The 12,563-nt window shown below is 72.9% G+C and carries 10 protein-coding genes, 6 pseudogenes and 1 riboswitch; of the genes and pseudogenes, 10 read left to right on the top strand and 6 right to left on the bottom strand.

Annotation, left to right across the window (positions count from 1 at the left end; genetic code table 11):
• Positions 1 to 209 precede the first annotated feature (209 nt).
• The 4 genes and pseudogenes from L2X98_RS12070 to L2X98_RS12055 all read left to right on the top strand — a co-directional run bounded on the left by L2X98_RS12070 (position 210) and on the right by L2X98_RS12055 (position 2,002).
• The gene (locus L2X98_RS12070) at positions 210 to 521 is read left to right on the top strand and encodes a hypothetical protein (protein WP_259611058.1); all 312 of its coding nucleotides are present in this window, start codon (positions 210 to 212) and stop codon (positions 519 to 521) included.
• Positions 506 to 859, top strand: coding sequence for a hypothetical protein (locus L2X98_RS12065; protein WP_259611057.1), 354 nt, complete (start codon positions 506 to 508; stop codon positions 857 to 859). The genes L2X98_RS12070 and L2X98_RS12065 overlap by 16 nt, the downstream gene beginning before the upstream one ends.
• A gap of 25 nt (positions 860 to 884) precedes the next feature.
• Positions 885 to 1,611, top strand: a pseudogene (locus L2X98_RS12060) (phosphotransferase).
• Between the two features lie 4 nt (positions 1,612 to 1,615).
• The gene (locus tag L2X98_RS12055) at positions 1,616 to 2,002 is read left to right on the top strand and encodes a YchJ family protein (protein WP_259611056.1); all 387 of its coding nucleotides are present in this window, start codon (positions 1,616 to 1,618) and stop codon (positions 2,000 to 2,002) included.
• A gap of 184 nt (positions 2,003 to 2,186) precedes the next feature.
• Here the strand turns inward: L2X98_RS12055 and L2X98_RS12050 are convergent, their stop codons facing one another.
• From L2X98_RS12050 to L2X98_RS12030, 3 genes and pseudogenes are all read right to left on the bottom strand, one after another.
• Entirely contained in the window at positions 2,187 to 2,969 is a 783-nt protein-coding gene (locus L2X98_RS12050; RefSeq protein WP_259613306.1) for an energy-coupling factor transporter transmembrane component T family protein, read from the bottom strand.
• Positions 2,966 to 4,443: pseudogene (locus L2X98_RS19480) on the bottom strand (ABC transporter ATP-binding protein). Before L2X98_RS19480 ends, L2X98_RS12050 begins: the two are co-directional and overlap by 4 nt.
• 9 nt (positions 4,444 to 4,452) lie before the next feature.
• Positions 4,453 to 5,100, bottom strand: coding sequence for an ECF transporter S component (locus L2X98_RS12030; protein WP_259611054.1), 648 nt, complete (start codon positions 5,098 to 5,100; stop codon positions 4,453 to 4,455).
• A riboswitch (TPP riboswitch) is annotated at positions 5,095 to 5,204 on the bottom strand. Its footprint overlaps the gene before it by 6 nt.
• Positions 5,205 to 5,238: 34 nt before the next feature.
• Here L2X98_RS12030 and L2X98_RS12025 point away from each other — a divergent pair.
• A complete protein-coding gene (locus tag L2X98_RS12025) occupies positions 5,239 to 6,705 on the top strand; it encodes a D-alanyl-D-alanine carboxypeptidase family protein (RefSeq protein WP_259611053.1) in 1,467 nt (488 codons plus the stop codon).
• Positions 6,706 to 6,717: 12 nt separating this feature from the next.
• Here the strand turns inward: L2X98_RS12025 and L2X98_RS12020 are convergent, their stop codons facing one another.
• Together L2X98_RS12020 and L2X98_RS12015 are read right to left on the bottom strand one after the other, a co-directional pair.
• Entirely contained in the window at positions 6,718 to 7,650 is a 933-nt protein-coding gene (locus L2X98_RS12020; protein ID WP_259611052.1) for a J domain-containing protein, read from the bottom strand.
• Between the two features lie 3 nt (positions 7,651 to 7,653).
• Positions 7,654 to 8,659 (bottom strand): annotated as a pseudogene (locus L2X98_RS12015) (enoyl-CoA hydratase/isomerase family protein).
• A 232-nt stretch (positions 8,660 to 8,891) separates the two neighbouring features.
• Here L2X98_RS12015 and L2X98_RS19475 point away from each other — a divergent pair.
• The 4 genes and pseudogenes from L2X98_RS19475 to L2X98_RS12000 form a co-directional block, all read left to right on the top strand.
• Positions 8,892 to 9,140: pseudogene (locus tag L2X98_RS19475) on the top strand (ATP-binding cassette domain-containing protein); the annotation flags it as partial.
• A gap of 55 nt (positions 9,141 to 9,195) precedes the next feature.
• Positions 9,196 to 9,405: pseudogene (locus L2X98_RS19470) on the top strand (ATP-binding cassette domain-containing protein); the annotation flags it as partial.
• Between the two features lie 175 nt (positions 9,406 to 9,580).
• A complete protein-coding gene (locus L2X98_RS12005; RefSeq protein ID WP_259611050.1) occupies positions 9,581 to 10,591 on the top strand; it encodes a hypothetical protein in 1,011 nt (336 codons plus the stop codon).
• Positions 10,588 to 11,412: an ABC transporter permease gene (locus L2X98_RS12000; RefSeq protein WP_259611049.1), complete on the top strand. Its 825-nt coding sequence runs from the start codon at positions 10,588 to 10,590 to the stop codon at positions 11,410 to 11,412. The genes L2X98_RS12005 and L2X98_RS12000 overlap by 4 nt, the downstream gene beginning before the upstream one ends.
• 42 nt (positions 11,413 to 11,454) lie before the next feature.
• On the opposite strand, the gene L2X98_RS11995 is transcribed toward L2X98_RS12000, so the two are convergent.
• On the bottom strand, positions 11,455 to 11,892 hold the full coding sequence (locus tag L2X98_RS11995) for a hypothetical protein (RefSeq protein ID WP_259611048.1): 438 nt from the start codon (positions 11,890 to 11,892) through the stop codon (positions 11,455 to 11,457).
• A 355-nt stretch (positions 11,893 to 12,247) separates the two neighbouring features.
• Between L2X98_RS11995 and L2X98_RS21085 the strand changes: the two are divergent.
• Positions 12,248 to 12,481, top strand: a pseudogene (locus tag L2X98_RS21085) (hypothetical protein); the annotation flags it as partial.
• Between the last annotated feature and the right edge of the window lie 82 nt (positions 12,482 to 12,563).

Here is a 12,563-nt window from a genome sequence, read left to right as displayed (position 1 = left end):
GACGAGGAGCAGCACCCCGGTCAGTCCGATGCCGACCCACAGCGAGGGCCGCTTCCAGAGTCGCCTGTTCATCCCGGTCTGCCGTTCCGCATCGATCCGCTGCCGCCATCGCGTCCACCATCGCAGATGAGAGCTCTCTCATGTTAGTGGGTGCGCGAGGCAGTGAGGCCGGGTAGCCGCCGCCCGATCCGCGTGCGAGACTGCCGCCCATGCAGCTGACCGACGTCGCCGACCTGCTCGCAGGGTTCGACGGCGTGCGCGCCACCGGCGGTGACGGCGAACCGGCGCAGTGGCGGTATCACGGCCGGATGGTGGCCCGACAGCTCGATGCCACGCACATCGTCATCCGGTCGGCGTTCGACCATCGGGAGGGGGTGCTGGCGCGGCATCCCGGCACCTTCAGCGTGCCGACCCGCTTCCGAAAGCACATGATGGTGGTCGCGGACCTCGAGGCGGGTGACGAGCGCGCGATCGCCGACGCGCTGGCGGCAGCCTGGCAGCTGCAGTGCTCACCGGACTGATCCGGAGCCGGTCGCGCGATCGCGGTCGAACTCGCCCGCGCCGGCTTCTTCGTCTACGCGACGGGCGCGGCAGCCGGCACGGCGGGCCGAGTGAGATCGATCGGCCTGAGACCATCGAGGACACCGGGGACCTCATCGCAGCCGCCGGTGGGACCGGCGCGGCGCGCGTCGTCGACCATGAGGACCCGGCGGCGGTCGGGGACCTGGTGGCCACGATCGAACGCGACCCACCAGGCCACGCGGCCCCGATCCTGCTCACCAACCGACTCGCACGACGCTGCCAATGGAGATCCTCGCCACCACCACCACCCACACTCCGCCCCACCGCCGTCGCCTGATCCGATAGGCAGGCAGGATGGACGCATGTCCACCCCCATGACGCCGGTGGCGGTTCCCGCCGCCGTGGCCGAGCTGGCGCGCGGCGCGGCGCTGACGCCGGTCTGGCAGAACGAGCTGGGCGGACTGACGTTTCGCACGGACGACGGCCGGTACATCAAGTGGGGTCCGCACGACCCGGAGGGGATGCCGCGGCCCAAGCGCAGCGGCTTGCGCTGGGCCGCCGCGTACACGCACGTGCCCGAGGTGCTCGCGGTCGGCGCGGATGGCGAGCACGAATGGCTCGTCACGGCCGCGATCGAGGGCCGCTCGGCCATCGATCCGCGGTGGATCGCCGATCCGGCCACGGCCGTGCGCGCCGTCGGGGAGGGGTTGCGCCGGCTCGCACGAGGCTCTTCCGGTCCAGGAGTGTCCGTTCGACTGGGGTGTGCCGCAGCGGATCGCGAACGCGGCGGGCCGAGGCATCCGCGTTCCCGTCGCGCTGCGCACTCCCCCGCCGATCGACGCGCTCGTCGTCTGCCACGGCGACGCGTGCTGCCCGAACACGCTGCTGGATGCCGCGGGCCGGCCGATCGCGCACGTCGACCTGGGTGCGATGGGCGTCGCCGACCGGTGGGCCGACATCGCCGTCGCGGCCATGAGCACCGAGTGGAACTACGGGCCCGGCTGGCAGGATGCGCTCATCGAGGCGTACGGCGTGGCGCCCGACCAGGACCGACTCGCCTACTACCGGTCGCTGTGGAACGCGACGTGAGACCGTGACCCTCGTCCGAGAATGCCCGTGCGGCAGCATCCGTTCCTATGACACATGCTGCGGCCCGCTGCACCGCGGCGAGCGCGAGGCCGGCACGGCGGCGGAGCTGATGCGGGCGCGATACAGCGCCTATGCGGTCGGGGTGCTGGATTTCGTGTTCCGCACCTGGCATCCGCGCACGCGGCCGGCCGCGATCGAGCCCACGCCGGGGATGACCTGGACCGGACTGGAGATCCTGGCGACCGAGGACGGCGGGCCGGAGGACGAGTCCGGTGTGGTGGAGTTCCGCGCGCGGTTCGCGGCCGACGCCGGCGACGGGATGCTGCACGAGCGCAGCCGGTTCGCGCGGCGGGCGCGGCGGTGGGTGTACGTGGATGGCGAGATCCGGTAGCGCTGTTGCGCCGACCCGCCCGCATCGTCCCGCCGCCTCACGCCGCCCGCCCGCATCGTCCCGCCGCCTCACGCCGAAACCACATCAATTCGCCGAGAGCACATCAAACTCAGCCCAGACTCATGTGCACTCGGCCAAATCGTACGATCCCGGGGAAGAAGGAGAGGAGAGGAGAGGAGGGGGGTCAGAGGGACCAGACGAAGGTCCAGGTGCCGGCGGCCAGGGCCGCCAGGACGGATGCCGCGGCGACCCCCGCGGCGATCAGCACGAGCACCGCATCGCGGGGCCGCAGGACCGACCGCCGCGCCCACGTCCGTGCGCCCGGCGCCCCGAACCCGCGGGCCTCCATCGCGGTGGCCAGCTTCGTGCCGCGTCGGATCGCCAGCACGAACAGCGCGAACGCCTGCCCGGACAGGCGCCGCACCCGCCCGGTGTCGGCCACGCCGCGGGCCCGCCGCGCGAGCGAGAGCTCACGCCAGTCCTCGATCAGCAGCCCGACCAGCCGCAGCCCCGCCAGCGCGCCGAGCACGAACCGGGCCGGCAGCCGCAGCAACTGCGACAGTCCGTCGGCCAGGTCGGTCGGGTCCGTGGTCGACAGCAGCACGACGGCCGGCAGCGAGATCGCCAGCACCCGCAGCAGGATCGCCGCCGCCAGCTCGAGCGACCCGTCGCTGACGTGCACCAGCCCCCACTGCAGATAGGTCTGGCCCGCCACCCGGCCGTACAGGACGGTGGCCGCCGCGCCGAGCACCGCCGCGATCAGCAGCGGCCAGGTGCGCAGCCACAGCATCCGCGCCGACAGTCCTGACCACGGCATCAGGGCGAGCACCAGCACCAGCGTCACCCCGGCCGAGACCGGGTCGATCGACAGCAGCAGGGTGACGGTGATCAGCAGCGTCGCCACGAGCTTGGCCACCGGGTTGAACGACGAGACCCGGGCGCGCGGGTCGGCGACCAGGATGCTCATCGCCCGACCTCCGCCGGCACACCCGACAGGCGCAGCTCGTCGTCGGCCAGCGCGTCGACCAGCGCGCGGTCGTGCGTGACGAACACGACCGCGGTCCCGGCATCCCGCACCTCGTCGATCAGGTCGGCCAGCTCGCGCCAGGTGCGCGCATCCTGCCCGTAGGTCGGCTCGTCCAGCACGAGCACCCGCGGCCGGGTCGCCAGCGCCGCGGCCACGGTGAGCCGCCGCTTCTCGCCGCCGGAGAGCGTGAACGGGTTCACCGCGGCCAGCCGGGTCAGACGCAACCGGTCCAGCAGCGGGTCGACCCGTGCCGCGATCTCGTCGTCGCCGAGTCCGGCGGCGCGAGGCCCCACCGCCAGCTCGTCGCGCACGCGCGCGGTCAGCAGCTGGTGCTCGGGGGTCTGGAACACCATGCCGATGCGGGTCAGGCAGCTGCCGCGAGGTCCACGCCGCCGGCTTCGGGCCGATCCCGTCGCGCAGCGCCGCGTCGGCGGCCAGCTCGCCGCCGACCGGCGTGAGCAGCCCGGCGAGGGTCATCGCCAGCGTCGACTTGCCGGCGCCGTTGGGTCCGGTCATCGCGAGGGCGCGGCCCGCGTGCGCCGACGCGGTGATGCCGGATGCCGCGACCTGCGGCATCCGCGATCCGAACGAGCGCCGCCCCACCGCGAGGCCCTGCGCGTGCAGCGAGCGGCACTTGCTCGCCCCGGCCCCGTTCCCGGGGCGATCGCCAGGGCGCCGCGCCGGGCACCCACACGCCCGCCTCGGCCAGCGCCGCCGCGTGCCGGCCGAACACCGCGGCCGGCGGCCCGTCCGCCAGCACCCCGTCCGGCCCGAGCACCACGACCCGGTCCATGTGTGCCGCCCACAGCTCGACCCGGTGCTCGACGACCACGAGCGTGGCGCCCGCCGCGGCGTGCAGCACGGCGTCGCGCACCTCGACGGCCCCGTCCGGGTCGAGGTTCGCGGTGGGCTCGTCCAGCAGGACCAGTCCGGGTCGCATCGCCAGGACCCCGGCCAGCGCGAGCCGCTGCTTCTGCCCGCCCGACAGCTTCGCCGTCGGATGGCCGCGGCCCAGCCGCAGTCCGACCGCGTCGAGCGCCGCATCCACCCGCCGCCAGATCTCCTCCCGCGGCACGCCGAGGTTCTCGCACGCGAACGCGACGTCGTCGCCGACCCGGGCCAGCACGACCTGCGCATCCGGGTCCTGCAGGCACCAGGCCGGCCCGCCCGCGGGCGGCCGCGGGCGGCATCCCGTCCACGAGGAGGCGACCGGTCTGCTCGCCGTCCTCCTCTTCGCCGAGCACGCCGGCCAGCCCCCGCATCACGGTGCTCTTGCCGGCACCGCTCGCGCCCAGCAGGCGACCCGCTGCCCGGCGGGAATGTCGAGGTCGAGCCCCGTCACCGCCCAGCGGCGGCGGCCGGCATGCCGCCACCCCCATCCTGCGGCGGTCACGGCGACCGGGTCGAGGGTCACGTCCGGCTCCTAGGCGGCGTCGGGATCGTCCGACTCGCGCGAGCGCGCCTCGCGTCCCGCGCCGAACCGGTCCAGCGCACCGGTCGCGGCCAGGGCCCGCACGATGAGCCACGACACCAGACCGGCCAGCAGGATGCCGGAGACGATCGCGGCGACGAAGTAGATGGCGCGCGGGCCGAACTCGTAGGCCGCGATGGAAGAGAAGTTGGTGTCCAGGATCGCGGTGGACAGTCCCGCGACGGCGCCGGCGACCAGTGCGCCGAGCAGTCGCCAGTTGCGGTACAGCAGGATCGCGAAGCCGATCTCGGCTCCCAGCCCCTCGATCACGCCCCAGATGAAGGTCTCTGGTCCCCACTGCGTGCCCACGACCATCGAGACGACCGAAGCCACGATCTCGGTGTACAGGGCGGCCCCGGGCTTGCGGATCACCAGCCCGCCGAGCACGCCGGCGAACAGCCAGCCGCCGGCGAGCAGGCCGTCCAGTCCGGGCAGGAACGACAGGCCGGTCGACAGCGGGGTCCACGCCTGGCCCCACAGCCAGAAGATCACCCCGGCGGCGACGCCGATGACGCTGGCCACGACGATGTCGACGACCCGCCACCGGAATCGGCGGGCGGATGCCGAGGTGACGGCGGATTCGGACACAGCAGAATGCATGCGATGCTCCCTTCCTGCGCTGGCATGACCCAGATCAGGTTCGACGGTCGAAGCGTGGGTCGCTTCCTCTCAGCCCGGCTCACCGGACTCCCGTGGTTGTGCCGCCGAGTATAGTCGTCTGTCCGGTACCGTGGGCAGGTGCCCTCCGCCGACGTGACGCCCGACCCGCCGGTCGCTTCGCCCGGCGCAACGGGCGAGCCCGCCGCATCGGTCGAAACCGGCGAAACGGCCGAGCCCGCGGCATCCGTCCTCGATCTCGAGAAGCCGGATGACGCGGCGCTGCGCTGGTGGGACGGGGGCACCCTGACGGCGGTGCACATCCCCGGTTCTCTGGACATGTCGACCTCGCTTCCTGCGTCGGTGTCGCTGTTGGCGGTGCGCCCGCGCCGGTCACTGCGACGACCCGGCGTGCTCGTCCCGCTCGGGCTGGTGGTCCTGCTGGTCGCGGCCTACTGCACCACGATGGCGCTGTGGCCGCTGAACGCCGTCGCGCCGACCATCGCGGCGGTCACGGTGACGCCGCACGGCGCGGCGGCGGCATCCCTGGCGTGGCCGAAGGCGGGCGCGGCGGGGGTCGCCGTCGAGGGGTTCGGCGCGCCGCTGGCCTCCACCACCGAGCAGAGCGCCATCGCCAGCATCACGAAGGTCGTCACCGCGCTGGTCGTGCTCGACAAGAGCCCGGTCACCGCGAAGGACCAGGGGCCGACGTTCACGTTCACCTATGCCGACAACGCGGAGTACTGGAGCTACCTGCGCAACAACGAATCGGCGCTCGACGTGCCCATCGGCGGTTCGCTGACCCAGTATCAGCTGCTCGAGGGGATGCTGATCGGCTCGGCCAGCAACTATGCCGCCCGCCTGGCCGACACCTGGTGGGGCTCGGACCAGTCCTTCGCCGTCGCCGCGAACGGCTGGCTGGACGAGCACGACGTGACCGGCATCACGATCGCCGACCCGACCGGCTTCAACGCCGCCAACACGGCGACCCCGGCCGCCCTGATCCAGGTGGCGCGGCTGGCGATGGACGATCCGACGATCGCCGAGATCGTGGCGAAGAAGTCCGTGAAGCTGCCCGGCGCCGGCACGGTCAAGAACACGAACGACCTGCTCGCCGACCCGGATGTGGTGGGGATGAAGACCGGCACTCTCGACGGGTACAACCTGCTGGCGGTCAAGGACCTGAAGATCGGCGACGTCTCCCTGCAGATCGATGCGGTCGCCCTGAACCAGCCCGATTCCGACGCGCGGTGGGCCGCGGTGCGCTCACTGTTCGCCCAGGTGGACACGCAGTCCGAGCCGACGACATCCGTCGCGGCCGGCACCCCGGTCGGGACCGTGCACACGGCGTGGGGTGCGTCGGCCCCGGTGGTCACTGCATCCGACGCCGACCTCGTCGTGTGGAACAGCGCCAAGGCGAGCGCGAAGACCCAGCTGCGGCTCGGCACGGATTGGGATCGGGGCGCCCATGCCGGCACCCTGACCGTCAGCGGCCCGGTGAATGCGGCGACCGTCGACACGACGCTGGCCGCGCACCTGGACGGCCCTGGGTTCTGGTGGCGGGTCACGCACCCGATCGAGCTGCTCGGCTGGTTCCCAGCCGGCTGATCCCGAGCCGGCTCAGGCGAAGCGGACGGTCTGATTCAGGCGGGTGCGCACGTCGAAGATCTCGTTGCCGCCGATCTCTCGCGCGCCGGTGACCCCCAGCCGCAGCAGGCGCGGCAGCGCGCTGCGCGCGCACACCACCGTGCGCATCCCGCGGACCTTGCCCAGCTCGTCGATCGGGTGCACCACATCGTCGTCGGGCACCACCACGATCGCCGCGCCGAACCGGACGCGGGCGGCGCGTGAGACGGTGCGGATGCCGGCGATCAGATCCGCGATCGGAGTGCCGGCCACGGCATCCCCCACCAGCTCGCCGCGGCGCACGTGCACCGGGCCGCCGACGTCCTCGGACAGGATGCCGTAGAGCCCGGACGGCGCGAGCACGATGTGGTCGATCTTCTCATCCGGATGCCGCCCGGCGGCCACGTCGTGCCACACGGTGTAGCCCATGCCCAGGTCGGCGACGATCCGCGCGGTGGCCTCCTCGGCGAGCGCGTCGGCCAGCAGACGCCGGATCTGGAGCGGGGCGCGGCGCACGAGGGCGGGGTCGTACGGGTCGGGCAGCTCGACGCCGCGGCCGGCCCACTCCCGGATGAGCCCCAGATACTGCTCCCGCCGCCGGCCGCCCGGCTTGCCCTGCGACCGGGCGCGGGGACGCGTGTCGGTGCGCGGCGCGGGGGCGCGCCATCCGCTCCACTGCGCCGCAGCGTCCGGATGCACGGGATCCTGCCCGAAGCCGTGCCCACGGTCGTAGGCGGCGCGGGCGGCGGCACTGCCGACCAGCTCCCACGCGCGCTGCACCTGGATGAACATCGCGGCATCGCCTCCGGTGTCGGGGTGGGTCTGCCGCAGTCGCAGACGGTACGCCTTGCGCAGCGCCTCGTCGTCCGCCGTCGGGGCGACCTGCAGCACCTCGTACGCCGATGCGGACAGCGGACTGTCGAACACCGGTCAGCTCCAGAGCGGCAGGGGCGGCGTGTGGGCGAAGGCGGATGCCACGGTCTCGGCCGTGACCGCGTCCGGGTCGGCGGGCGTCCACTTCGGGTCGCGGTCCTTGTCGACCAGCTGCGCGCGGATCCCCTCGACCAGGTCGGGCTGGGTGGCGCCGAACCACATCACCAGGCCGTACTCCTGGGCGAGATCGGCGCGCAGGTCCGGCAGCTCGCGGGCGCGGCGCACCGCCTCGAGCGTGATGGCCATGCCCGTCGGCGAGAGCTGGTCCATGGTGTCGGCGGCGGCGGATGCCTCCGGCTCGGGCCGCGCACGGAGGCGTCGCCCGATCTCGGCGACGGTGTCGGCCGAGAACGCGTCGTCGATCCAGGCGCGCGCCGCCTCGAGCCGGGACGGCGCGGGCGTCTCGTCGAACAGGAGCACGATCCCCGTCGGGGAGGGCGGGTCGGCGCGGGTCTCGAGCGCCTCACGCAGGGCGTCCAGGCGGTCGCTGGGGACGAAGTGGTCGGCGAAGCCGGCGTAGATCGCGCCCGCAGCATCCATCGTCGCTCCGGTCAGCCCGAGGTATTCGCCGATGCGCCCGGGGGCGCGACCGAGCACGCCAGGTGCCGCCGACGTCCGGGGTGAACCCGATGCGGGTCTCGGGCATCGCCAGCTTCGACCGCTCGGTGACCACGCGGATCGCGGCGTGCCCGGCCAGGCCGATGCCGCCGCCCATCGTGATCCCGTCGGCGAGCGCGACGATCGTCTTGGGGTACTCGGCGATGCGGTCGTTCAGCGCATACTCGGCGCGGAAGAAGGCGGCGGTGTCGTCGGCGCGGCCGGCACGGATCTGGTCGTACAGGCTGCGCACGTCGCCGCCGGCGCACAGTCCGCGGTCGCCGGCGCCGTCGAGCACGACGAGCTCGACATCCGGGTCGTGCTCCCATTCGTCCAGGGCCCGGGCGATCTGCCCGATCATCTCGAGGTCGAGCGCGTTGATCGCGCGCGGGCGGTTGAGCGTGATCCGTCCGAGCCCGCCGCGGGAGCGGACGAGGACGGTGGGCTCGGCCGTGGGTGCGGGCTCGGGTGCGGACGGGGGTTCGGTCCTGGGCGACTCGGTCACGGTCGCCACGTTACCCGCTGCATGGTCGGCACCCGCAGGCGGCCGGGGCCGCTCCGTGCGAATCAGGGGAGGACGCGAGAGCGGTTTTCCGACAAGATAGGGAGGTACTGCCCGCGACGACGAGAGGTTCGGCATGCCCGAAGGTCAGGTGCTGGAATTCGCGGGGCTCTCCAAGCGATTCGGTGCGGTCCTCGCCGTCGACGGGTTCTCGGCCCGGGTCGAGCCGGGCGCGGTCACCGGATTCCTCGGGCCGAACGGGGCGGGCAAGACGACCACCCTGCGCATCCTGCTCGGGCTGGTGCAGCCCTCCGCCGGGACGGCGACCGTCGGCGGCGTGCCGTATGAGAAGCTCCGGCATCCGCTGCAGACCGTCGGCGCCGTGCTCGAGGCATCCAGCTTCCACCCGGGCCGGTCCGCGGCGAACCATCTGAAGGCGTATGCGCAGGCCGCCGGGCTTCCGGCTTGCGCGGGTCGACGACGCCCTGGGCACGGTGGGCCTGGCGGATGTCGCCGGGCGCAAGATCGGCGGGTATTCGCTGGGGATGCGTCAGCGACTCGGGCTCGCCGGGGCGCTGCTGGGCGACCCGGGAGTGCTCGTCCTGGACGAGCCGTCGAACGGCCTGGACCCCGAGGGCATCACCTGGATGCGCGGCCTGCTGCGCGAGCTCGCCCACCAGGGACGCACCGTGCTGGTCTCGTCGCACCTGCTCGCCGAGGTGCAGCAGACCGTCGATCGGCTGCTGATCATCTCGCGCGGCCGGCTGGTGTTCGCCGGCGGTCTGGAGGACCTCTCCGATCCGTCCGAGCACGCCACGGTCGTGGATGCCCCCGACCGCGCGCAAGCTGACGGCGGCGCTGACGGCCGCCGACATCCCGTTCGAGGTGCTCCGCACCGGCCTGACCATCCGCGGCACCGACCCGACCACGGTCGGCCGGCTCGCCGCGGACGCGGGGGTGTCGCTGTCGCTGCCGAGCGGCGCGGACCGGCGTTGGAGGAGGTCTTCTTCGACCTGGTCAACGGGCTTGCGCGTGCACGGGTCGGGGCAGGGCGCGGCCGGGACGGATGCTGCGGGTGCGGGTGCGGCGGGTGCCGTGGGCGCGGCGGGTGCTGTGGCCGCGGGCGCCCTGGGCGTTGCGGCCAGTGCGGACGACGATGCCGAGACCGAGCCGACTGTGGATGAGGCGGCGCGGGCCGAGGCGACTGTCGATGAGGCGGCCCAGGCCGAGGCCGAGGCGGCCGAAGCTGAACAGGCGGCCGAAGCTGAGCAGGCGGGGAAGCCTGACGTCACGGCCGAGGGCGACCAGGCAGGTGCCGAGGATGCGGCGGCCATGGCGCTGGCGGACGGCGAGGACGCCGAGCCCGACAGCCCGGCCGACGCCACCGACGAGGTCGAGAGCGGCTCATCGGACTCCGGTGAAGAGCCGGCCACCACGACTCCCGCCTTCGCGGTCGCGGCCACCGGCGTGATCGACATCATTCCGCCGGAGGAGGCGGAGGGCGACGTCGTCGCCGAGGAGGACGTCGTCGCCGAGGAGGACGTCGTCGCCGGCGAGCCGGACGCGCTTCCGGAGGACGACTGGCGGCACGAGGAGAAGACCCAGGCCGACCTCGCCGCGGACGACTTCTTCCACGCGTTCGACGGCTCCGCCGAGGGGGCTGTGGCGTCCGAGGCAGGGCTCGAGGCCACCGCCGCAGCCGACGAGGGGTCGGAGGCCGCAGCATCCGAACCCGAAGAGACAGCCGAACCTGCGGCGTCCGAACCCGAGCATCCCGACGATCCCGAGGTATCCGATCCTGAACCCGGCGACGACGAGGAAGGTGACCGGTCATGAGCCTTGCCACCTCGGCACGGTCGGAGACGACCAAGCTGTTCACGACGGTGATGTGGTGGATCCTCGCCCTCGTGCTCGTGGTGTACGTCGGGATGACCGCGGCCGGTCTCGGCTTCGTGTTCTCGGCGTCCGCGACCGGCGCGCTGCCCGGCGAGGGCAACGGCCCCCAGGTGCCGGCCGACGGCGTGGCCGGCGTCCTGTACAGCATCGCGGCGTCGGTGGGATACGTGTTCCCACTGCTGATCGGCACGCTGATGGTGACGGCGGAGTTCCGGCACAAGACGCTGACCCCCACGTTCCTGGCCACCCCGCGCCGGGGCACCGTACTCTGGGCGAAGGCGGTCGTCGGCGTCGGGATCGGCGCGGTCTACGCCGTGCTCGCGATCATCGCGGCCGCCGGCCCGGCGGCCGGGTTCCTCGCCGGTTTCGGGCTGGACACCGACCTCGCCTCGTCCGACACATGGGCGATGTTCGGGCGGATCGTGCTCGCGTTCGCGCTGTGGGTGCTCATCGGCATCGGTGTGGGTGCGCTGGTGCGCAACCAGGTCGCCGCCGTGGTGATCGTGCTGGCGTTCACCCAGTTCATCGAGCCGATCGGCCGAGTCGCCGCCGCGTTCGTGAAGGGCCTCGACAAGGTCACCCAGTTCCTGCCGGGGGCGGCCAGCGATGCGCTCGTCGGGCAGAGCATCTACACATCGATGGGCCAGTCCACCGGCGCGGCCCAGCTGGAGTGGTGGGCCGGCGGCATCGTGCTGCTCGCCTACGCGGTGGTCCTGATCGTGATCGGCAACTACGCCAGCTGGCGACGCGACGTCAGCTGAGGCTGCGGCTTGCGGCTTGCGGCAGCGGCGGCGGCTTGCGGCTCAGGCCTGCGCCGGGCGCGGCTTGCCCGCCCGCGGCTTTCGCGCGGGCTTCGCGGTCATCTCGGTGACGTCGGCGAGTTCGTCCCCGGCATCCATCCGCAGGGCCTTCACGAGGGCCAGTCCGTGGCGCGTGGTCAGGATCACCCGCTGGAACTCGTCGTTGCCCTCGAGATCGATCACGACACTCGGCCGGCGGCGCCGGATGACCGCGAAGTCGCGGCCGCCGGCGGATTTCCAGGTGCCCATCGCCGCGGCGGAGGGGATGTAGGTCCCCGGGTCGGGCACACCGCGCAGCCAGGTCCAGGCGTCGTCGGTGAGCTGCACCTTCACGATCTGCGAGCGCTCGAGCGCCACATTCTGCTTGCGGAATGCGAGCAGGTGCTCGGTCGCCGAGAGCACGACCTCGAGCTGCGTCGCGTCCAGCAGCAGGGTCACCATGTCTCCAGTGTGCCAGCGTTCCCGCCGGCCGACGGGCCGTTTCGCTCACAGTGCGGCAACAATCCCTCCCCGAAATCGTACGATCTGGCCGACTGCACATGAAACCTGGCCGAGATTGATGTGCACTGGGCCAAATCGTACGATTTCGACGCAAGGGGAGGGGGCGAGGCGCGGCGGTGCGAGACTGGGACGGTGACGCTGATCGAGCCCGCTCCCGCGCGCGACCTGCCCGCACCCGCGTCGGCCCTCGCGGCCGCGGCGGCGGGCGCGCGGTTGGACGCAGACCAGGCCGAATCCCTCCTGCGGGTGGACGGCACCGACTTCGAGCGACTGCTCGAGCTGGCGGCATCCGTCCGTGACGAGGGCCTCGCCGCAAGCCGGGCGACTCGGGGTCATCACCTACTCGCGCAAGGCGTTCGTCCCGCTGACGACGCTGTGTCGCGACCGCTGCCACTACTGCGTCTTCGTGGACACGCCGGGTCAGCTGGCGAAGCTGCACAAGCCGGCCTACATGTCGCCCGAGCAGGTGCTGCACGTCGTGCGGCAGGCGCAGGCGAAGGGCTGCAAGGAAGCGCTGATCACGCTCGGCGACCGGCCCGAGGACCGGTGGCCCGAAGCCCGCGCCTGGCTCGACGAGCACGGCTACGCGTCCACGCTCGAGTACGTCGGCG

Origin of the sequence: Microbacterium elymi (assembly GCF_021582895.2) — a bacterium.
GTDB classification, from domain to species: domain Bacteria; phylum Actinomycetota; class Actinomycetes; order Actinomycetales; family Microbacteriaceae; genus Microbacterium; species Microbacterium humicola.
The sequence above is the reverse complement of the archived record's forward strand: the minus strand, read 5'-3'. Positions and strand labels throughout refer to the sequence as shown.

Bases quoted from the DNA above. Each gene is read 5' to 3' on its own strand.
- L2X98_RS12030 (WP_259611054.1), bottom strand. From the start codon at position 5,100: ATGCATTCTGCTGTGTCCGAATCCGCCGTCACCTCGGCATCCGCCCGC.
- L2X98_RS12005 (WP_259611050.1), top strand. From the start codon at position 9,581: ATGCCCCCGACCGCGCGCAAGCTGACGGCGGCGCTGACGGCCGCCGAC.
- L2X98_RS11995 (WP_259611048.1), bottom strand. From the start codon at position 11,892: ATGGTGACCCTGCTGCTGGACGCGACGCAGCTCGAGGTCGTGCTCTCG.
- L2X98_RS12050 (WP_259613306.1), bottom strand. From the start codon at position 2,969: ATGAGCATCCTGGTCGCCGACCCGCGCGCCCGGGTCTCGTCGTTCAAC.
- L2X98_RS12070 (WP_259611058.1), top strand. From the start codon at position 210: ATGCAGCTGACCGACGTCGCCGACCTGCTCGCAGGGTTCGACGGCGTG.
- L2X98_RS12000 (WP_259611049.1), top strand. From the start codon at position 10,588: ATGAGCCTTGCCACCTCGGCACGGTCGGAGACGACCAAGCTGTTCACG.